Origin of the sequence: Streptomyces sp. NPDC014764, assembly GCF_043082785.1 — a bacterium.
Taxonomy (GTDB): domain Bacteria; phylum Actinomycetota; class Actinomycetes; order Streptomycetales; family Streptomycetaceae; genus Streptomyces; species Streptomyces althioticus.
In genome coordinates this window covers 91,758-111,639 of sequence record NZ_JBIBXY010000011.1, presented here as the reverse complement: position 1 = coordinate 111,639, position 19,882 = coordinate 91,758, and the positions used below count along the sequence as shown (strand labels likewise).

At 71.7% G+C, this 19,882-nt stretch carries 21 protein-coding genes; 12 read left to right on the top strand and 9 right to left on the bottom strand.

Annotated features, from left to right (window positions below; all coding sequences use genetic code 11):
• Positions 1 to 80: 80 nt before the first annotated feature.
• From ACF1AG_RS24290 to serC, 7 genes are all read left to right on the top strand, one after another.
• Positions 81 to 2,327, top strand: coding sequence for an ATP-binding protein (locus ACF1AG_RS24290; RefSeq protein WP_391810382.1), 2,247 nt, complete (start codon positions 81 to 83; stop codon positions 2,325 to 2,327).
• Positions 2,324 to 2,731, top strand: a complete 408-nt coding sequence (locus ACF1AG_RS24285; RefSeq protein WP_359599941.1) for a roadblock/LC7 domain-containing protein — start codon at positions 2,324 to 2,326, stop codon at positions 2,729 to 2,731. Before ACF1AG_RS24290 ends, ACF1AG_RS24285 begins: the two co-directional genes overlap by 4 nt.
• The gene (locus ACF1AG_RS24280) at positions 2,728 to 3,075 is read left to right on the top strand and encodes a DUF742 domain-containing protein (protein ID WP_359599939.1); all 348 of its coding nucleotides are present in this window, start codon (positions 2,728 to 2,730) and stop codon (positions 3,073 to 3,075) included. Before ACF1AG_RS24285 ends, ACF1AG_RS24280 begins: the two co-directional genes overlap by 4 nt.
• Complete coding sequence (locus ACF1AG_RS24275) at positions 3,056 to 3,691, top strand: ATP/GTP-binding protein (protein WP_387797731.1); 636 nt, start codon at positions 3,056 to 3,058, stop codon at positions 3,689 to 3,691. Before ACF1AG_RS24280 ends, ACF1AG_RS24275 begins: the two co-directional genes overlap by 20 nt.
• Positions 3,688 to 4,920 carry a cytochrome P450 gene (locus ACF1AG_RS24270; RefSeq protein WP_359599938.1) on the top strand — a complete coding sequence of 411 codons (1,233 nt, stop codon included), beginning with the start codon at positions 3,688 to 3,690 and terminating at the stop codon, positions 4,918 to 4,920. Before ACF1AG_RS24275 ends, ACF1AG_RS24270 begins: the two co-directional genes overlap by 4 nt.
• Complete coding sequence (locus tag ACF1AG_RS24265; protein ID WP_391810381.1) at positions 4,917 to 6,167, top strand: cytochrome P450; 1,251 nt, start codon at positions 4,917 to 4,919, stop codon at positions 6,165 to 6,167. The genes ACF1AG_RS24270 and ACF1AG_RS24265 overlap by 4 nt, the downstream gene beginning before the upstream one ends.
• Positions 6,168 to 6,296: 129 nt before the next feature.
• Positions 6,297 to 7,415: a phosphoserine transaminase gene (gene serC, locus ACF1AG_RS24260; protein ID WP_391810380.1), complete on the top strand. Its 1,119-nt coding sequence runs from the start codon at positions 6,297 to 6,299 to the stop codon at positions 7,413 to 7,415.
• A 73-nt stretch (positions 7,416 to 7,488) separates the two neighbouring features.
• Here the strand turns inward: serC and ACF1AG_RS24255 are convergent, their stop codons facing one another.
• The 3 genes from ACF1AG_RS24255 to ACF1AG_RS24245 form a co-directional block, all read right to left on the bottom strand.
• Positions 7,489 to 8,610, bottom strand: coding sequence for an IS30 family transposase (locus ACF1AG_RS24255; protein WP_391810404.1), 1,122 nt, complete (start codon positions 8,608 to 8,610; stop codon positions 7,489 to 7,491).
• A gap of 168 nt (positions 8,611 to 8,778) precedes the next feature.
• Positions 8,779 to 9,600 carry an ABC transporter permease gene (locus ACF1AG_RS24250; protein WP_359599933.1) on the bottom strand — a complete coding sequence of 274 codons (822 nt, stop codon included), beginning with the start codon at positions 9,598 to 9,600 and terminating at the stop codon, positions 8,779 to 8,781.
• Positions 9,597 to 10,571, bottom strand: coding sequence for an ATP-binding cassette domain-containing protein (locus tag ACF1AG_RS24245; RefSeq protein WP_359599932.1), 975 nt, complete (start codon positions 10,569 to 10,571; stop codon positions 9,597 to 9,599). The genes ACF1AG_RS24250 and ACF1AG_RS24245 overlap by 4 nt, the downstream gene beginning before the upstream one ends.
• Positions 10,572 to 10,657: 86 nt before the next feature.
• Between ACF1AG_RS24245 and ACF1AG_RS24240 the strand changes: the two genes are divergently transcribed.
• Positions 10,658 to 11,449 carry a TetR/AcrR family transcriptional regulator gene (locus ACF1AG_RS24240; RefSeq protein WP_359599930.1) on the top strand — a complete coding sequence of 264 codons (792 nt, stop codon included), beginning with the start codon at positions 10,658 to 10,660 and terminating at the stop codon, positions 11,447 to 11,449.
• Between the two features lie 18 nt (positions 11,450 to 11,467).
• Here ACF1AG_RS24240 and ACF1AG_RS24235 read toward each other — a convergent pair whose 3' ends face one another.
• Positions 11,468 to 11,797, bottom strand: coding sequence for a hypothetical protein (locus ACF1AG_RS24235; protein WP_359599929.1), 330 nt, complete (start codon positions 11,795 to 11,797; stop codon positions 11,468 to 11,470).
• A 38-nt stretch (positions 11,798 to 11,835) separates the two neighbouring features.
• Entirely contained in the window at positions 11,836 to 12,825 is a 990-nt protein-coding gene (locus ACF1AG_RS24230; RefSeq protein WP_359599927.1) for a WD40 repeat domain-containing protein, read from the bottom strand.
• A gap of 88 nt (positions 12,826 to 12,913) precedes the next feature.
• On the opposite strand from ACF1AG_RS24230, the gene ACF1AG_RS24225 reads away from it, so the two are divergent.
• Both ACF1AG_RS24225 and ACF1AG_RS24220 read left to right on the top strand, forming a co-directional pair.
• Positions 12,914 to 13,591 (top strand): GDSL-type esterase/lipase family protein, encoded by a 678-nt coding sequence (locus tag ACF1AG_RS24225; protein WP_359599925.1) that lies wholly within the window; start codon positions 12,914 to 12,916, stop codon positions 13,589 to 13,591.
• Positions 13,592 to 13,663: 72 nt separating this feature from the next.
• Entirely contained in the window at positions 13,664 to 14,656 is a 993-nt protein-coding gene (locus tag ACF1AG_RS24220) for an aldo/keto reductase (RefSeq protein ID WP_359747089.1), read from the top strand.
• 132 nt (positions 14,657 to 14,788) lie between these two features.
• On the opposite strand, the gene thpR is transcribed toward ACF1AG_RS24220, so the two are convergent.
• The 3 genes from thpR to ACF1AG_RS24205 form a co-directional block, all read right to left on the bottom strand.
• Positions 14,789 to 15,361 carry an RNA 2',3'-cyclic phosphodiesterase gene (thpR, locus tag ACF1AG_RS24215; protein WP_359599923.1) on the bottom strand — a complete coding sequence of 191 codons (573 nt, stop codon included), beginning with the start codon at positions 15,359 to 15,361 and terminating at the stop codon, positions 14,789 to 14,791.
• Between the two features lie 253 nt (positions 15,362 to 15,614).
• Positions 15,615 to 16,979: an MFS transporter gene (locus ACF1AG_RS24210; RefSeq protein ID WP_359599921.1), complete on the bottom strand. Its 1,365-nt coding sequence runs from the start codon at positions 16,977 to 16,979 to the stop codon at positions 15,615 to 15,617.
• Between the two features lie 35 nt (positions 16,980 to 17,014).
• Positions 17,015 to 17,452, bottom strand: a complete 438-nt coding sequence (locus ACF1AG_RS24205) for a MarR family winged helix-turn-helix transcriptional regulator (protein WP_019524522.1) — start codon at positions 17,450 to 17,452, stop codon at positions 17,015 to 17,017.
• A 226-nt stretch (positions 17,453 to 17,678) separates the two neighbouring features.
• Between ACF1AG_RS24205 and ACF1AG_RS24200 the strand changes: the two genes are divergently transcribed.
• Entirely contained in the window at positions 17,679 to 17,861 is a 183-nt protein-coding gene (locus ACF1AG_RS24200) for a hypothetical protein (protein ID WP_033276586.1), read from the top strand.
• A 21-nt stretch (positions 17,862 to 17,882) separates the two neighbouring features.
• Here ACF1AG_RS24200 and ACF1AG_RS24195 read toward each other — a convergent pair whose 3' ends face one another.
• On the bottom strand, positions 17,883 to 19,334 hold the full coding sequence (locus ACF1AG_RS24195; protein ID WP_359599920.1) for an NCS2 family permease: 1,452 nt from the start codon (positions 19,332 to 19,334) through the stop codon (positions 17,883 to 17,885).
• 221 nt (positions 19,335 to 19,555) lie between these two features.
• Here ACF1AG_RS24195 and ACF1AG_RS24190 point away from each other — a divergent pair, with 221 nt between their 5' ends.
• Complete coding sequence (locus tag ACF1AG_RS24190; RefSeq protein WP_359599918.1) at positions 19,556 to 19,849, top strand: DUF2530 domain-containing protein; 294 nt, start codon at positions 19,556 to 19,558, stop codon at positions 19,847 to 19,849.
• Positions 19,850 to 19,882 lie beyond the last annotated feature (33 nt).

Here is a 19,882-nt window from a genome sequence, read left to right as displayed (position 1 = left end):
CACGAACCGCCCGAGGGCCGCGCAGCCACGACGGCGCACGCCCGCGGACCCGACCGAGGACCTGACCGAGGACCTGATTGATGACCTCCCCCCTGCTCCCCGGCGACCGCCCCGCCCCCCGCAGACTGCTGCCCGCCCCCGTGCTCACCGCCGCGTTCTGCGCGGTCGCCGTCGTGGCCTCCTTCGTCCTGGTCCCGGACGCCGCGGCCAACGCGGTCCTGGTGACCGGCGTGGTCGCGTCCGTGCTGCTGTGCGCCGCCGTCACGGCCGCCGCGTACGCCCGTCTGACGGCGCGCGCCGCCCGGGAGCGGCTGGAGGCCGTCACCCAGGACGTCGGACGGCTGCTCCAGGAGCGGTCCCGGCTGACCGAGGACGCCCGTCGCCGGCACGAACTGCTCACCGGCGAACTCACGCATGAACGCGCCCGGTTGTCCGACGAGCTGGACCGGGAGCGGGCCCGTCTCGCCGAGGCGCTGGCCGAGGAGCGCGACCGGATCACCGAGCAGCACGCGGCCGAGCTGGACCGGCTGGCGAACGAACGGGCCGAGGAGCGCACCCGGGTCGACGACGCGCACACGGCGGAGCTGGCCCGGTCCGCCGAACGGCACACCGCCGAACTGGACCGGCTCACCGCCCAGCACACGGACGAACTCGCCAAGCTGACCGGGGAGCACACCGAGGAGCGGGAGCGGCTGGAGGAGGAACTCGACCGCCTGACGCGCGAGCGGATCCGACTGGCCGGGGAGAACGCGCGGCTCGCCACCCGGCTGCGGGAGGCCGAGGGGGGTCGCGCGGCCGCCCTGGCCGCCACCGCCAACGCGGCCGGACGGATGCAGGCGCTGGCCACCGGCATGCTCGCCGACCTGCGCGCGATGGAGGAGAAGCACCACGACGAGGAGGTCCTCGCCGACCTGCTCCACCTCGACCACCGCACCGCCCAGGCGGGTCGCCTCGCCGACTCCGTCGCCGTCCTCACCGGCGCCCGCTCCGGCCGCCGCTGGGCCCGCCCCATCCCGATGGAGTCGATCCTGCGCGGCGCGATGGGCCGCATCGCCGGATACCAGCGGGTCCGCGTCCACTCCGCCAGCGACACCTCCGTCGCCGGGCACGCCGCCGAGGGCGTGATGCACGCGCTCGCCGAACTCCTCGACAACGCCTCCAACTTCTCGCCCCCGACCGCCGAGGTCCACGTCTACGTGGAGGAGGTCCCGGCCGGTGTCATCGTGTCCGTCGAGGACAGCGGTCTGGTGATGGGCGAGGCGCAGCTGCGGCGCGCCGAGCGGGCCGTCTCCGGCGAGTCCACCGAGCTGGGAGGTCTCACCGGCACCCGGCTGGGTCTCGCGGTCGTCGGCCGGCTGGCCCGGCGGTACGGGCTGCGGGTGTCGTACCGGCCCAGCGCGCGCGGCGGCACGGGCGTGCTGGTGCTGCTGCCGCAGGAGATCCTCGTACCGGGGGACGCGACGCCCCTGCGGCCGGTCACGGCCCCGGCGACGAACGGGACGCCCGCCCGCACCCTGACAGCGACGGTGAAGGCGGCGGACGAGAAGGAGCAGGAAGCGTCCGCCGCGAGCGCAGTGGTGTCGTCCGCCGCGAAGGCCGCGTTGCCGTCCGGCACGAACAGCGCGGAGCCGTCCGACGCGCCGGGCGCGGATCTCTCCGCCCCGGAAGACCCCTCCGCCACGCGCGGCGCGGAGCCGTCCGGCACGGGGGACGGCCAGTCGTCCGCCGCGCAGGACCGGAAGCCGTCCGGCACGAAGGACGACCACCCGTCCGCCGCCGAGGACAAGGCGCCGGCCGCCGAGGACGCGCCCCTGGTCCTCCCGCAGCGCCGCTCCGTGACCCGCAAGGACACCGAGCCCGAGCCCCGTCACGGCGCCACCGAAGACACCGCCGTCTCCTCCGCCTCGCCGGAGACGGAGCGCCCGGCCGCCCCCGCCCGCGCCGCCGTCCTCCCCGCGCCCTCCTACGCCGCCGCCCGTTCCGGCGGTGACGTGGACGCCGACCCGGTGCCGGCCCACGCGTCCGGGGACGACGGCGCCCCGCCCCTGGTGCTGCCCCGCAGGCGCCGCGGCCGCACCCTCGCCGAGGCGGAGCGCCGGGCGGGCGGAGCCGGCCGTGCCGCGGAGTCCCGGCCCGCGCCCACGGCCGAGGAGACCCGCGCCCGCACCGCCCGCTTCAGCAGTTTCCGCCAGGCCGTGCGGACCCCCACCCCGGACGACACGGCCGACCCGGACGCGGGCGTCACCCCGGTCCGCGACACCACCCCCGACCCCGAGACCGCAGCTCGACCCACCCCCGTGACTTCGGAAGGCGACACCACCTCATGACCGGCACGACCACAGCGGACGAGAAGCTCACCTGGCTCATCGAGGGCCTGTTGGAGCGCACGCCGGGCGCGCGGCATGCGCTCGTGCTGTCCCGCGACGGCCTGAAACTGTGTCGCACGACCGAGCTCTCCAACGACCAGGCAGACCAGCTCGCCGCCATCGCGGCCGGCATCCAGTCGCTGTCGCACGGCGCGTCCGTCGAGTTCGGCGACGGCACCGGCGGGGTGCGCTCCGCGATGACCGAGTTCTACGGCGGTGTGCTGTTCATCGTGGAGGCCGGCGAGGGCGCGCACCTGGCCGTCGTCACCGCCGAGGACGCGGACGCCGGGCTCGTCGGGCACAACATGAGCGAGCTGGTGGAGCAACTCGGCGAGCACCTGACCGCGCAGCCGCGCAACTCATGAGCCGGCCCGGCAGGGACGACGCGCCCGACCGGCTGTACACCCTCACCGGGGGGCGCAGCCGGTCCGGGCCCGACAACCCCTTCGACCTGGTGACCCTGGTCGTCGCCGAGTGCGACCCCGTGCCCGGCATGCAGTCGGAGCACGCGGCGATCCTGCGCCTCACCGGACGGCCCACGGCGGTCGTGGAGATCGCGGCCGAGCTGAGGCTGCCGGTGAGCATCACCCGGATCCTGCTGTCCGACCTCCTCGCGGCGGGCCGGGTCAGTGCCCGTCACCCCCGAAGAGCCGCCGTACCCGACCCCGACATCCTGGAGCAGGTGCTCGTTGGACTCCGCAACCTCTGAGACGCCCGTGGCGTCCGAGACGCGCACCCCGCTGGGCGCGTCGGCCGACAACGGCCTGAAGATCGTGGTCGTGGGCGGCTTCGGCGCCGGCAAGACGACGATGGTCCGCTCCGTCAGCGAGATCCGTCCCCTCAACACCGAGGAGACGATGACCCAGGCCGGCGAGGGCGTCGACGATCTCAGCGGGGTGCACGGCAAGACCGCGACGACCGTCGCCTTCGACTTCGGCCGCATCACGCTGGACGAGCGCAACGTGCTGTACCTGTTCGGCGCGCCGGGGCAGGAGCGGTTCTGGTTCCTGTGGGACCGGCTGTTCTCCGGCACGCTCGGCGCGGTCGTGCTGGTCGACACCCGCCGCATCGACGACTCCTGGTACGCCATCGACCGGCTGGAGCGGCACGGCACGCCGTTCATCGTGGCCTGCAACGACTTCGGCGGGCCCACGTTCACCCCGCAGCAGATCCGTGAGGCGCTCGACCTGGACCCGCACGTGCCGCTGGTGAACTGCGACGCACGGTCCCGTGAGTCCAGCAAGATCGTGCTGATCACGCTGGTGGAGCACATCCAGGCCCTGTACGCCGATCCGGCCCGAGCCCCCCGTCAGGAGCTGGTGTGAGTCCCGCCTCCGTCCCCGACGCCGTCCGTTTCAGCGGCCCCCTCCTGCAGGACGACCCGGCCCGCGTCTACCGCGAACTGCGCCGCGAGCACGGCAGTGTGGTGCCGGTCGTGCTCGACGGCGACGCCCCCGCCTGGCTGGTCCTGGGCTACCGCGAGCTGCACCAGGTCACCGGCGACCCGGTGCTGTTCAGCCGCGACTCCGAGCTGTGGAACCAGTGGGAGGACATCCCCGACGACTGGCCGCTGCTGCCGATGATCGGCCGCCGTCAGCCGTCCATCCTCTACACCGTCGGCGAGCGGCACCGGGAGCGGGCCGCGATGCTGGGGAACGCGCTGGAGGCGGTCGACCCGACCGAACTGCGCGGCCACAGCGAGCGGTTCGCGGACGAGCTGATCGACGCCATCTGCCCGCGTGGCTCCGCCGACATCATCGGCGAGTTCGCGATGCTGCTGCCGGTGCGCGTGCTGGCCCGGCTGTACGGGTTCCCCGACGACAAGGGGCCGGCGCTGGTCACCGCGCTCAACGACATGATCGACGGGCGGGAGCGGGCGCTCGCCGGGCAGACGCACCTGTTCACGTCGATGACGGAGCTGGTGGCCCAGCGGCGCAAGGAGCCCGCGGAGGACGTGGCCTCCCGGATGCTCGCGGACACCTCGGGCTTCACCGACGAGGAGATCGTCCAGGATCTGATGGTGATGATGGCGGCCGGGCACCAGCCGACCGCCGACTGGATCGGCAACTCGCTGCACCTGATGCTCACCGACTCCCGTTTCGCGGCCTCGCTGTTCGGCGGCCGCAACAGCATCGCGGAGGCGATGAACGAGGTGCTCTGGGAGGACACCCCGACGCAGAACGTGGCCGCGCGGTGGGCGTCGCGCGACACGCAGCTCGGCGGCCGCCGCATCCGCGCCGGCGACATGGTGCTGCTGGGCCTCCAGGGCGCCAACTCCGACCCGCAGGTGCGCACCGACGGCTCTCTCACCGGCGGCAACAGCGCGCACTTCTCCTTCGGTCACGGGGAGCACCGCTGCCCGTTCCCGGCACAGGAGATCGCCGAGGTGATCGCCCGGACCGGCATCGAGGTGGTCCTGGACCGGCTGCCGGACATCGACCTGGCCGCGTCGGCCTCCTCCCTGACCCGCCGCCCGTCGCCCTGGCTGCGCGGTCTGTCCGAGCTCCCGGTCACCTTCACACCCACCCCCGCCCTTGGAGGCTCGCTCGCATGACGGCTGGTACGGACCTCACCGCGACCGACACGGAACAGACCCGCATCCCCCTCGACCCGTTCGTCTCCGACCTGGACGCCGAGAGCGCCGCGCTGCGGGCCGCCGGGCCGCTGGCCGCCGTGACCCTCCCCGGTGACGTGCCCGTGTGGGCGGTGACCCACCACGCCGAGGCGAAGAAGCTGCTCACCGATCCGCGGCTGGTGAAGGACATCAACGTCTGGGGCGCCTGGCAGCGCGGGGAGATAGCACCGGACTGGCCGCTGATCGGGCTGGCGAACCCGCCGCGCTCCATGCTCACCGTGGACGGCGGCGACCACCGGAGGCTGCGCACCCTCGTCGCCCAGGCGCTCACCCCCAGACGGGTGGAGCGGATGCGGGAGCGGATCACGGAGCTGACGGAATCACTGCTGGACCAGGTGGCGGCGCAGCCCGGCGACAGCGTCGACCTGAAGGCGGTGTTCGCCTACCCGCTGCCGATGTACGTGATCGCCGATCTGATGGGGCTGGCGGAGGAGCGGCTGCCGCGGCTGAAGGAGCTGTTCGAGAAGTTCTTCTCCACGCAGACCCCGCCGGAGGAGGTCCTCGCCACGCTCACGGAGCTGGCCGGGATCATGGCCGAGACGGTGGCGTCCAAGCGGGAGAACCCGGGCGACGACCTGACGTCGGCGCTGATCCAGGCGTCGGAGGACGGCGACCGGCTCACCGACGAGGAGATCGTCGCCACGCTCCAGCTGATGGTGGCGGCCGGGCACGAGACCACGATCTCCCTCATCGTCAACGCGGTGGTCAACCTCTCCACCCACCCGGACCAGCGCGAGCTGGTGCTGTCCGGGAAGGCGGACTGGTCGGCGGTGGTCGAGGAGACGCTGCGCTGGTCCACGCCGACCTCGCACGTGCTGATCCGGTTCGCCACCGAGGACGTGCCCGTCGGGGACAAGGTGCTGCCCGCCGGGGACGCGCTGATCGTGTCGTACGCGGCGATCGGGCGGGACGAGCAGGCGCACGGGCCGACGGCCGGCGACTTCGACATCACCCGGGAGAGCGCGAACCGGCACATCTCCTTCGGGCACGGCCCGCACGTCTGCCCCGGGGCCGCGCTGTCCCGCCTGGAGGCGGGCGTCGCCCTCCCGGCCCTGTACGCCCGCTTCCCGAAGCTGGACCTGGCGGTCCCGGCGAGTGAGCTGCGCAACAAGCCGGTGGTGACCCAGAACGACCTGTACGAGCTGCCGGTGGCGCTCGGCGGGTGAGTGACGCGGGTGGCGGACGGACCTCCCCCCGGACCGTCCGCCACCCGTACCGGTGACGTGTCTCAGCGGCGCGTCTCAGCGGACGGACGATGTTGCGCCCGTGTTTCCCCCAGCCGCTAGGCTCCGCTCGTGGCTGAGATCCGGATTCCTGCTGACATCAAGCCCGCCGACGGTCGTTTCGGTGCGGGTCCCTCCAAGGTGCGGACGGAAGCGCTGGACGCGCTGGCCGCGACCGGTACGTCCCTGCTGGGCACCTCCCACCGCCAGGCGCCGGTGAAGAACCTGGTCGGCCAGGTGCGCGAGGGCATCCGTGAGCTGTTCCAGCTCCCCGACGGCTACGAGGTGATCCTCGGCAACGGCGGGTCCACCGCGTTCTGGGACATCGCGACCCATGGTCTGATCGAGAACAAGTCGCAGCACCTCAGCTTCGGCGAGTTCAGCTCCAAGTTCGCCAAGGCCGCCAAGCTCGCCCCGTGGCTCGCCGAGCCGGACGTCATCTCCGCCGACCCGGGCACGCACCCGGAGGCGGTCGCCGGGGCGGGCGTGGACGTGTACGCCCTCACGCACAACGAGACCTCCACCGGCGTCGCCATGCCGATCAAGCGCGTCGCCGGCGCCGACGAGGGCGCGCTGGTCCTGGTGGACGCCACCTCCGGCGCGGGCGGCCTCCCGGTCGACATCGCCGAGACGGACGTCTACTACTTCGCCCCGCAGAAGTCCTTCGCCTCCGACGGCGGCCTGTGGATCGGCGTGTTCTCCCCGGCCGCGATCGAGCGCGCCGAGCGGATCCACGCGAGCGGCCGGCACGTCCCGGAGTTCTTCTCGCTGCCGACGGCGATCGACAACTCCCGCAAGAACCAGACGTACAACACCCCGGCGCTGTCGACGCTGTTCCTGCTGAACCAGCAGCTGGAGTGGATCAACGGCCAGGGCGGCCTGGACTGGGCGGTCCGCCGCACCGCGGCCTCCGCGCGCACGCTGTACGGCTGGGCCGAGGACATCAAGTACGCCAACCCGTTCGTCACCGACCCGGCGAAGCGCTCGGCCGTCATCGGCACGATCGACTTCACCGACGAGGTGGACGCGGCGGCCGTCGCCAAGGTGCTCCGCGCCAACGGCATCGTCGACACCGAGCCGTACCGCAAGCTGGGCCGCAACCAGCTCCGCGTCGCGATGTTCCCGGCGATCGACCCGGCGGACGTCGAGGCCCTGACGAAGTGCGTCGACCACGTCATCGAGCAGTTGTAGTCCCGCTCACGCAGGAAGGGGCGCCCGGTGGATCTTGGGTTCTAGGAGTCGTTGCAACACGTGGTCGTGCTGGTCAGGCCGCGAGTAGTTTATGCAGGCGCTCGGCTGGGGTTTCCCAGCCGAGCGTTTTGCGTGGGCGGCCGTTCAGTTCGGCGGCGACGGCGTTGAGGTGCTCGCGGGTGTGGACCGAGAGATCGGTGCCCTTGGGGAAGTACTGGCGGAGCAGGCCGTTGGTGTTCTCGTTCGAGCCGCGCTGCCAGGGGCTGGCCGGGTCGCAGAAGTAGACCGGGACGTTGGTGGCGACGGTGAACGCTCCATGGCTGCTCATCTCCGATCCTTGGTCCCAGGTCAGGGACCGGCGGAGGTGGTCGGGCAGGGTCTGGACCGTGGTGACCAGCGCGGCCCGGACGGTCTCGGCGCGGTGGTCTTCGGGCAGGTGCAGCAGCATGACGTAGCGGGTGGCGCGCTCGACCAGGGTGCCGATGGCCGACTTGCCGTCCTTGCCGATGATCAGGTCGCCCTCCCAGTGGCCGGGAACCGCGCGGTCATCGGCTTCGGCTGGACGTTCGCTGATCATGACCATGGGGGTCGCGAATCTGGGCCGGCGCTGCTGGGCCTGACGGCGGGGCTTGCGCCGGGCACGTCCGGTCCGCAGGGCGCGAGCCAGTTCGCGGCGCAGCTCACCGCGGCCCTGAATGTAGAGGGCCTGGTAGACCGTTTCGTGGACCACATGCATCTCCGGCCGGCTGGGGAACTGGATCCGCAGAGCCTGGCAGATCTGTTCCGGGCTCCACCGTAGGCCCAGGTGGTCCTGGATGAAGTCCCGCAGCTCGGGATTCTGGCGGATCTTGCCGGCCCTGGGCCGGGGACGGCGGGCATCGGCGCGGGCCTGCGCGGCGTGCGGCCGGTAGGTGCCGCTGACCAGGTGGCGGTTGCGGCGGACCTCTCGGCTGATGGTGGACGGGCTGCGGCCCAGCTCCGCGGCGATCGCCCGCATGGTCGCCTTCTCCCGCAGCCGGTCGGCGATGTGAATGCGGTCTTCCTCCCGCAGGTAGCGGGACGGCCCGGAGGGCGCTGCCACCACGCTGATCGGTGGCAGCGCCCTCCGGTTTCCGTATGCGTGACGCCCGTTGCGCCACTTCTGACCGGTCCGGTTGTCGACCCCGACGATCCGGCACGCTTCCCTGTTGCTCAAGCCCTGCTGCATGAGCCGGGAGTATGCCTCCCGTTCCCGGGTGAGCTTCCTCCTGCCCTGAGGCCTCGTCCGGTCCCTGCGAATCTCGAAGTCCATCGCACCCCTTCAACTGGGGTGTTGCAACGACTCCTAGAACCCAAGGATCCCACCGGGCGCCCCTTTCACGTCTCACCTGCTCAGACGCCGGAACCTCCGTACCGCCAGCGGCAGGAAGACCACCGTCAGGATCACCGGCCACACCCCCGCCATCAGCAGCGCGTGCTGTTCGACCCACGAGTCGCCGCCGCCGACCGGGGTGCCGAAGAGGTCGCGGGTCGCCGCGGCCGTGGAGGAGATCGGGTTCCAGGCGGCCACCCAGCCGAGCCAGTCGGGCATCAGCTGCGGGGCGACGAAGATGCTGGAGATCATCGTCAGGGGGAAGGCCACCGCGAAGAGGCCGCCCGCCGCCTCCGGGTTGGGGACGAGGAGCCCCAGCCAGACGCCCAGCCAGATCAGCGCGAACCGCAGCCACAGCAGCAGTCCGAACGCGGCGAGGAATCCCCAGCCGCCGTCCGGGCGCCAGCCCATCACCAGGGCCGTCAGCATCAGGATCGCCAGCTCCGCGCAGGCGACGATCAGATCGGTCACCCCGCGCCCGGCGACCACCGCCGACGACGCCATCGGCATCGAGCGGAAGCGGTCGATGACGCCCTTGGTGGAGTCGTAGACCACCACGGTCGCGGTGTTGATGAAGCCGAAGGCCATGGTCATCACGAACATGCCCGGCATCAGGAAGTCCTTGTAGTCCCCGCCGCCCGGCACCCGCATCGCGCTGCCGAAGACATAGCCGTACAGCAGGACGGAGAGGATGGGAAAGCCCAGCTGCCAGGCGATGTTGACCGGCTGGCGCTGGTAGTGGGTCAGGCCGCGGCGGACGACGTTCCAGCAGTCCGCGAGCGCCCAGTACACGCGGCCGTGCCCGGCCGGTCCGGTCAGGTCGAGCGCGCTCATGCCGCCGCCTCCTTCTCCGTCGTCTCCGTGCGGTGTCCGGTCAGGCGCAGGAACACGTCGTCGAGGCTGGGCCTGCGCAGCCCGATGTCCTCGACCCGTACGCCCTCGTCCTGGAGGGTGCGCGCCACGTCCGTCAGCGCGGTCACCCGGTCGGTGACGGGCGCGTGCACCCGCAACTCGGTGTCGTCCGACTCGGGTTCGCCGTCGGAGACCCGTGCGACGACCTTCACCACGCGCGGGATGTCGGACCGTTCGGCCACGACGACCTCGACGCGGTCGCCGCCGACGCGGTTCTTCAGCCCGTCCGGGGTGTCGTCGGCGATGGACCGGCCCCGGTCGATGACGGTGATGCGGGAGGCCAGCCGGTCGGCCTCCTCCAGATACTGGGTGGTCAGCAGCACGGTCGTGCCGCCGGCCACCAACGCCCGCACCGAGTCCCAGACTTCGCCCCGGCTGCGCGGGTCGAGCCCCGTCGTCGGCTCGTCCAGGAACAGCACGGCCGGCGTCAGGATCATCGACGCCGCCAGGTCCAGCCGGCGCCGCATGCCGCCGCTGTAGTCGCCGACGCCCTTGTCGGCGGCGTCGGTGAGGTCGAACTGCTCCAGCAGCTCCGCCGCGCGCGCCTTGGCGCGCCGCCCGCCGAGGTGGAACAGCCTGCCGAACATCTCCAGGTTCTGCCTCCCGGTGAGCACCTCGTCCACCGCCGCGTACTGCCCGGTGAGCCCGATCCGCGCCCGCACCTCGCGGGCCTGCCGCTCCACGTCCAGCCCGGCCACGGCCGCCCGCCCGCCGTCGAGCCGGATCAGCGTCGACAGGATCCGCACGGCGGTGGTCTTGCCCGCGCCGTTCGGTCCCAGCAGTCCGTGCACCGTCCCCGCCCGCACGGTGAGGTCGAAGCCGTCCAGGGCGCGCTTCTCGCCGTACCGCTTCTCCAGCCCCTCGGCCCGCACCGCGTACCCGTCGTCCTTCATGGGTCCCCCTTCCAGAAACCGAGTACACCGTACCCGATTACGCGTACGACGTACCCAGTTTTTTGGCGCGGATCTACACTGGCCGCATGAGCAGCGGTGGAAGCGGTACGGAGACCAGCGGCAGCGGCGACATCGCGCGCACCCTCGACCTGCTCTGGGGCACGGCGCCGCGGCCCAGCCGGGGCCCGAAGCCGGGGCTGACCCTGGAGCGGATCGTGGAGGCCGCGGTCGACGTCGCCGACCGGGACGGCCTCGGCGCGCTGTCGATGCGCAGGATCGCCACGGAGCTGGGCACCGGCACGATGTCCCTGTACCGCTACGTCCCCGGCAAGGCCGAACTGCTCGACCTGATGCTGGACCGGGTGCAGCGCCCGTCGGAGAACCCCGCGGACCCCGGCGACGGCGGCTGGCGCCCGGCCCTGGAGGCGCTGGCCCGGGCCACTCTCGCCCTCTACCGGCGCCACCCCTGGCTGCTGGAGGTCAACCAGTCCCGCCCGATCCTCGGCCCGAGCGCGCTGGACGGCATGGAGAGGGTGTTCTCCCGGATCAAGCCGATGGGCCTGTCCGACCCCGAACTGCTGTCGGTGATCGTGATGATCGACGGGTACGTGGTCGGGGCCGCCCGGACGCAGCTGTACCAGGAACAGGCCGAGCACAACTCAGGGCTGACGGACGCGGAGTTCTGGGAGGCCCAGCGGCCCGCCCTGGAGAAGGCGATGAGCAGCGGGCGCTATCCCCTCATGGCCGGGCTCTCCGAGGACACGTTCGACTCGGGCTTCGACCACTTCGAGTTCGGCCTCCAGCGCATCCTGGACGGCCTGGCGGAGTTCGTCGCCCGGCGCGCGGCGCAGCCAGGGGAACAGTCCGCCGGCGGGTGACCGCCCGGCGTACGCCCGCTACCGTCCGGACCCGTCCTCGTCCGGGGCCTGCCAGAGCATCTCCAGTCCCAGCACGATGGCGCACAGCACCGCCACGGAGCCCGGGGCCGCCACCAGCGCCACGTGGACCGGGCTGCCCTCGTCCGGGAGGAAGAGGTCCACCCAGCCCAGCGCCAGTGCCACCGCGGTGGCGATGCCTCCCACCCGGGACGCCCACTCGAAGAGGTGCGCGTGCCAGGGCTTGGACACCCCGGCCGTCCTGGACCTCACGTCGATGCTGAAGAAGACGAGCAGCACGGCGAGGAACGAGATCAGGCCGACCATGTCGGACGACGGCATCTGGCGCATGGCGTGACCTTAGAGGCCCGCGCCCCGATCAGGACGGATCAGCGGCGTCGCCGTCTGCGTCCCAGCCCGAACAGAGCCGCGACGAGCACGGCCACCACCACGGCTCCCCCGACCTTCACCGAGTCGCCCGTCCCGTCCCCTGAGGCGCTGTCGCCGCCGTCCGCGCGGGAGCCGGGGCCGCCGCTGGAGCCGCCCTCGTCCGCGCCGGGCGCCGGGCGGCTCACCACCCCGCTCTGCTCCCCCTCGCTGCCGAACAGCAGCCGGGAACCGTCGGCGGAGTAGGTCACCGACTCGCCCTGCCCCTGCAGCGGCACACTCAGCCGCCCCTTGCGCTCCAGCTTGCCGCCGTTCCAGGCGTAGTGGATGCCGCCGAAGTAGCCGCGCACGGCGAGGTCCTGGCCGTCCGGGGAGAGCGCCGCGTCGGTGGTCCACAACTCGACGGGGGCGATCGGCCTGAACACGTTGTCGCCTTCCGGCGAGAGCTTCGCCGGTCCCTCGTAGAGGTGCCCGCCCTCCTCGTGCTTGTCGATGAGGTACACCCGCCCCGTCTTCGGGTGGACGACCATCGCCTCGGCGTCGCGCGGGCCGTCGGCGTACTTCACCACGTACTGGGTGGCCTGCACCGTCGCGTCCTGGAGCCGCTTCGGCTCGGGGAGTTCGTAGATCCACACGTACGGCCAGGTGCCGCCGAGGTTGTCGCCGACGTCGGCGACGAAGAGGCGGTTGCCGGGGCCGACGGAGATCGCCTCGACGTCCCGGGGCGTGCCGATGCCGGTGAGGGTGAGGCGGGCCACCGTGTCGCCGGTGCTGCTGTCGACGGCGTAGAGGTAGGGGCCGTCGTCGCTGTCGTTGTGGGTCCAGTAGACGCCCGGGTGCTGCCGGGAGGCGGCGAGCCCGCTGGACTCGGTGATGCGCGGGTCGTTGATGGTGAACCCCTCGTCCCCGTCGTCGTTGTCGGCGGCGGAGGCGGGCACGGCGAGCGCGGCCGTCAGCAGGGTCGCGGCGAGCAGGGCGAAGGGTCTGCGCATGAGCCAAGACTGCCATCAGCGCGGGCCCCCCGGTGCGGGTGTCGGGGCTCACATCGCGGTGAACGCGCTGATCCAGCATGATGATCGGGTGCTCAGGTTCATGCCCGTAGGTGACTCGATGACGATCGGGAGCGCGGGTGAACACACCTGGCGCTACCGCCTGTGGCAGCACCTGTGCGCCGCGTACGGCGGCCCCTTCACACTGGTCGGCCCGCGGGAGACGCTGCACGACCCGTCCACCGACGAGCCCACCTCGTACGCGTACGCCGACCCGGACTTCCCACGGGCGCACCTGGCCGGCTGGGGCGAGGGCTGGTGCCACATGGCGCCGTTGATCGGCGACGCGGTGCGCTCCTGCCGCGCGGACGTGCTGCTGGTCTCGCTGGGCCTGATCGATCTCGGCTTCTACACCAACGCCGAGCAGACCGCGGACAACGTGCGCGCGTTCGTCGCCGAGGCGCGGGCGGCCCGCCCGAAGGTGCGGATGGCGGTGATGCCGGTGGTCCGCAACATCCGGGTGGACGCGGACGACACCTTCGCGGGGCAGGTCGACCGCTTCAACACGCTGCTGGTCGAGACGGTCGCCGACCTGGACACGGCGGCCTCCCCGCTGCTGCTCGTCCCGCCTCCCGCGACGTACGACTTCCACGTCGACACCTACGACGGCACGCACCCCAACGAGAGCGGCGAGCACAAGATCGCGGGGGCGTTCGCCGAGGCGATGTGGCAGGAGTGGTCGCTGGGCGGCCCGTACAAGCCGTCCTGACCGTTCCGGGCCGACGCCCTGACGCGGGAAGCCCTTGCATGGAGCGCACTCCAACACGTTGGCTTGACCTCCATGAGGTACACGCAGCTCGGACGCACAGGACTCAAGGTCAGCCGGCTCGTCCTCGGGACGATGAACTTCGGTCCGCAGACCGACGAGGCCGACAGCCACGCCATCATGGACGCGGCACTCGACGCCGGTATCAATTTCTGCGACACCGCGAACGTCTACGGCTGGGGTGAGAACAAGGGCCGCACCGAGGAGATCATCGGCAGCTGGTTCGCCCAGGGCGGCGGCCGCCGCGACAAGGTCGTCCTCGCGACGAAGGTGTACGGCAACATGGGCCCGGGCGGCGAGGCGTGGCCCAACCACGACAAGCTGTCCGCGGTGAACATCCGCCGGGCCGTCGACGCCTCCCTCAAGCGGCTGCAGACCGACCACATCGACATCTACCAGTTCCACCACATCGACCGGTCGACGCCGTTCGACGAGATCTGGCAGGCGGTCGACGTCCTGATCCAGCAGGGCAAGATCCTCTACGTCGGTTCGTCGAACTTCCCCGGCTACAAGATCGCCCAGGCCAACGAGACCGCCGCCCGGCGCGGCGGGACCATCGGGCTGGTCAGCGAGCAGTGCCTGTACAACCTCGCCGAGCGGCGCGCGGAGATGGAGGTGATCCCGGCCGCGCAGGACTACGGGCTCGGGGTCATCCCCTGGTCGCCGCTGCACGGCGGTCTGCTGGGCGGGGTCATCAAGAAGGAGGCCCAGGGCGGCCGCCGCGCCTCCGGGCGGGCCGCGGACACCCTGGCCGACCCGGTGGCGCGCAAGCAGATCCAGGCGTACGAGGACCTGCTGGAGAAGCACGGGATGGAGCCGGGCGAGACGGCGCTGGCCTGGCTGCTCACCCGTCCCGGCGTGACCGGTCCGATCGTCGGCCCGCGCACGCGCGAGCAGCTCGACTCGGCGCTGCGCGCGCTGGAGCTGGAGCTGAGCGAGGAGCTGCTGGCCTCGCTGGACGAGATCTTCCCGGGCCCGGGTCCGTCGCCGGAGGCCTTCGCCTGGTAGCGGCGGGCACGCGGTGACGGCCGGCGGCGGCGCTACCTGCCGAGCGCCGCTGCCAGAGCCACCACGACGAACATCATCACGAGCGCACCGGCCATGATCCGGTTCCGGGTCTTCGGGTCCACGCCGTCGAGCCTAACGGGCCGCGCCGAGCGCGTGGCGGGCGACCGCCTCATAGCGGGGTTGCTCGCCCGGGACGCCCGACCTGGGGAGGTGGCTGCGCACCAGCACCAGCTCCTCCACGGTCCAGGTGCGGCTGCGGAAATCCTCCAGCGCCGCGAGGTACGGCCTTACGTCCACGGCGTCCCGGCTGCGCGCCACGGTCAGGTGGGCCGTGTAGCGCCGGTGCTCGTCCGTCTTCACGCCTGCCTTGCGGCCGGCCGCCTCGGAGCGCTCGGCCAGCAGCCGCATGGTGTGCAGGTCGCCCGACGCCCCGGCCCACAGGGCGCGCCCGCGGCCGAACTGGCCGCCGCCGGACAGCGCCACCGGGAACGGCTCCGTCCGCGCGGCGGCCCGTCCCAGCCGCGCGGTCAGCTCGGGCACGGTGTCCTCGTCCACCTCGCCGTAGAACGCGAGCGTGAAGTGCCACCCGGCCCGCTCGGTCCACCGCAGTCCGTCGGCCCCGTCCAGTTTCCGCAGCGCGCCCACCTCGGCGTCCAGCGCCCCGGTCACGTCCTCGGGCGGCAGCACGGCGGCGAAGAGTCTCATGCCTCCAGTGTCCCGCGTGCCCTGGTCACCGTGCGTATCGTTGTAGTGCGCGGCTGTACGCATCGAGCGCCGGCCGGGGAGGAGCGTCACGGTGACCGTCCTCGAAGACCGGATCGAGATGGCCGGGAGCGGCGGCGAACTCACGCTCGCTTCGACTTCGGCACCGAGATCGACCTGACCGGGACGGTCGTCGGTCTCGTCTCAGGACCGACGACTTTCCCCGCGGCCGACCGCGGCCCCCGGCCCGGGCGGCTCACGCCGCCGGGGCCAGGACCTTCACGCGGTCCCGCGGGACGAAGCGGACGCTGGGGTGGCCGTGGTGCCAGCCGACCGCGAGGCGGAGACCGCCGGCGCGGGCGAGGATCAGGCCGATGACGGCCGCCGCGGTCATCGCGATCGCGCCGCCGGCCGCGAAGCCGACGCGGGCGCCGTAGGTGTCGGTGACCCAGCCGACGACCGGCGCGCCGACGGGGGCGCCGCCGAGGAACACCATCATGTACAGGGCCATGACGCGGCCCCGCACCGACGGGTCGGTGGACATCTGCAGGCTGGTGTTGGTGGTGACGTTGACCGTCATCGACACCAGGCCCAGCGGCACCATGATCAGCGCGAACATCCACAGCTCGGGCGACGCTGCGGCCAGGATCTCCAGCGCTCCGAAGGCCAGCGCGGCCACGATCAGCAGCCGCAGCCGGGCGGTGCCGCGCCGGGCGGCGAGCAGGGCGCCGGAGACGGAACCGACCGCCATCAGCGTGTTGAACATGCTGTAGACGCCCGCGTCCCCCTGGAAGACGTCTTCGGCGAAGGCCGACAGGTACACCGGGAAGTTGAAGGCGAACGTGCCCATGAAGCCGACCAGCACGATCGGCCACAGCAGGTCGGGCCGTCCCGCCACGTAGCGCAGGCCCTCACGGAGCTGTCCCTTGCCCCGCGGGGCGCGCTCCACGGGGTGCAGTTCGCGGGTGCGCATCAGCATCAGGCCGGTCAGCGGCGCGACGAAGGACAGGCCGTTCAGCAGGAACGCCCATCCGGTGCCGACACCGGTGATCAGCAGGCCCGCGACGGCGGGACCGACCAGCCGGGCGGACTGGAAGTTCGCGGAGTTCAGGCTGACCGCGTTCTGCAGCTGTCCGGGGCCGACCAGTTCGGACACGAAGGACTGGCGGGCGGGGTTGTCGACGACGGTCGCGAAGCCGAGGGCGAGGGCGGCGACGTAGATGTGCCACACCTCGACGAGGCCGGTCAGGGTGAGGACGGCGAGCGCGATCGACGTGAGGGCCATCGCGGACTGGGTGACCATCAGGGTGGGCCGCTTGCGCAGCCGGTCGACGAGGACCCCTCCGTAGAGCCCGAACAGCAGCATCGGCAGGAACTGCAGCGCCGTGGTGATGCCGACGGCGGCCGAGGAGCCGGTGAGGCTGAGCACCAGCCAGTCCTGGGCGATGCGCTGCATCCAGGTGCCGATGTTGGAGACGACCTGGCCGAGGAAGAACAGGCGGTAGTTCCTGATCCTCAGCGAGGAGAACATGGAGTTCTTGCGGGCGGGGGAGTCGAGGGCGGTCTTGGTGTCGTAGGGGTCAGGTGCGGGGGCGGAAGCTGCTCCGGATCCCGTACTCAAAAGGTTCGCCTCCTGTGGCTGCCGGGGGGGGTGGTTCAGATGTGCGCCAGCTTCTCCAGCACGGGGGCGGCGGCGCGCAGGGTCGCCCACTCGTCCTCGTCGAGCTCCTCGACCAGCGTGGCGAGGAACGCGTTGCGCTTGCGCCGGCTCTCCTCGAGCATCGCCTCGGCCCGCTCGGTCTGGGTGACGACCTTCTGGCGGCGGTCGTCGGGGTGCGGCTCGAGCCTGACCAGGCCCTTGGCCTCCAGCAGCGCCACGATGCGGGTCATCGACGGCGGCTGGACGTGTTCCTTGCGGGCGAGCTCGCCCGGGGTGGCACTGCCGCAGCGGGCCAGGGTGCCGAGCACCGACATCTCGGTGGGGCTGAGCGATTCGTCGACCCGCTGGTGCTTGAGACGGCGGGACAGCCGCATCACGGCGGAGCGGAGGGCGTTCACGGCGGCGGCGTCGTCGCCATGGCTGAGATCCGGCATGTTTCTTAGCGTAACTCATTACCTTCGCTAAGGACCACCCGGTATGCCGCGCCCCGCCCGTGAGTCGCGCCACTCCCGCCCCACGAGCCGCCCCACGAGCCGCCCCGTACGGGAAACCGAGCCGCGAGCCGAAATCAAGACGCCCTCCGACCGAGATCACCCATATGAGTGATCGACGCACGAAATGCCACGCGCCGCAGCACGAGGTGCGGCGACTCTCATGTCCATGGGGACCGACGTGCTCAGCCTGCGGATAGACCACGAACTGCTCGAACGGCTCCGCGACCATGCCGCCAAACGCGGCATGAGCGTCCAGGACTATGTCGTCCGGACGCTCATGCGCGATGACTTCGACCAGCGGTTCCGCACCGCCGTCGAGGAGACGGAGAAGTTCTACGGGGTGACCTGATCCCGCGCTCCTCCGGTGGGATCAGGTCAGGCCCAGCGCCGGCAGCAGGTAGTAGAAGGCGAAGACCGCCGCCACCACGTACATGGCCTTCGGGACCTCCCGGCCGCGGCCGGCCGCCAGACGCAGCACCACGAAGGTCAGGAAGCCCATTCCGATGCCGTTGGTGATCGAGTAGGTGAACGGCATCATCACCATCGTGACGAAGGCGGGGATCGCGATGGTGTGGTCGGCCCAGTCGATCTCCCTGATCCCGTTGGCCAGGATCAGGAAGCCCACCGCGAGCAGCGCCGGGGTGGCCGCCTGCGACGGGACCATGGTGGCGACCGGCGCGAGGAACAGCGCCACGGCGAACAGGCCGCCGGTGACGACGTTGGCGAAGCCCGTCCGCGCGCCTTCGCCGACGCCTGCGGTGGACTCCACGAAGGCGGTGGTCGCGGAGGCGGAGCTGGCGCCGCCCGCGGCGACCGCGACACCGTCGATGAACAGGACCTTGTTGATGCCGGGCATCTGGCCCTCGCCGTCGGTGAGCTTGGCCTCGTCCGAGACGCCCATGATCGTGCCCATCGCGTCGAAGAAGCACGACAGCAGCACGGTGAAGACGAACAGCACGCCGGTCAGCACACCGACCTTGGAGAATCCGCCGAACAGACTGACCTGGCCGATCAGGCCGAAGTCGGGGGTGGCGACCGGGTTGCCGGGCCACTCGGGCGACGTGAGCCCCCAGGAGGGAACGTCGGCGACGGCGTTGATCGCCACGGCCACGACGGTCATCACGACGATCGAGATGAGGATCGCGCCGGGCACCTTGCGCACGATCAGCGCCAGCGTGAGCAGCGCGCCGAGCACGAAGACCAGCACGGGCCAGCCGTTGAGGTGGCCGTCGGCGCCGAGCTGGAGGGGCACGGTGGTCTGGGCGGCGTCCGGGATACGGGAGACGAAGCCCGAGTCGACGAGCCCGATCAGCATGATGAACAGGCCGATACCGATGGCGATGGCCTTGCGCAGTCCGTAGGGCACGGCGTTCATCACGCGCTCGCGCAGGCCGGTGGCGACGAGGAGCATCACCACGAAACCGGCCAGTACCACCATGCCCATGGCGTCCGGCCAGGACATGCGGGGCGCGAGCTGGAGCGCGACGACCGAGTTCACGCCGAGGCCGGCGGCCAGGGCGATCGGCACGTTGCCGATGACGCCCATGAGGAGCGTGGTGAACGCGGCGGTCAGGGCGGTCGCGGTGACCAGCTGGCCGTTGTCCAGCTGGTTGCCGTACATGTCCTTCGCGCTGCCCAGGATGATCGGGTTCAGCACGATGATGTAGGCCATCGCGAAGAAGGTGGCGAAACCGCCCCGGATCTCGCGCGGGAGCGTGCTGCCGCGCTCGGAGATACGGAAGTAGCGGTCGAGGGCGCCGTTCGCGGCACCGGACCCCGGCTGCTCGGGGGTGGGTGCCTTGGCGGGGGCCGACGTGGACATGTGCAGGGACCTCATCACCGGCGGGCTCCCCCGGAGCCCGGGCCTTTGGTGTTTTCTACGAATAAAAGCGGTCAGAGGCAAACGAATTCAGTATGAACATATAACGCCGCGGACACCATCTCCGCGCGTAGACCGCCGGTGGCCGGTGTGATTCCGGCTCCACCGCCGGCGCCGTCCGGTGCGGGGCGCCGCACCGTCGGAGCTCCTCGTAAGCTGTCCGCATGGCGAAGTGGACCCCCAAGCACGAGGCGCCGGAGCCCCTGGAGGGCCCCGTGGTCGCCACCATCACCGGCGGCACGATCGTCTGGTTCGTCCTCTTCCTGGTGCAGCTGCCGTTCTACGGCTGGTTCGACGAGCACGGGCACACCTGGTGGGTGTGGACCTGCCTGGCCGGCGGCGGTCTCGGCCTCATCGGCATCTGGTACGTCCGCGGGCGCGACGCCGCGATCAAGCGGGCGCAGACCGAGAAGACCGGCGCGGAGGCAGGCGGCGCCTCGGCGGCGCACACCGACTGAATCACGCCAACCCGGCACCCCGAGAAGGGAGTT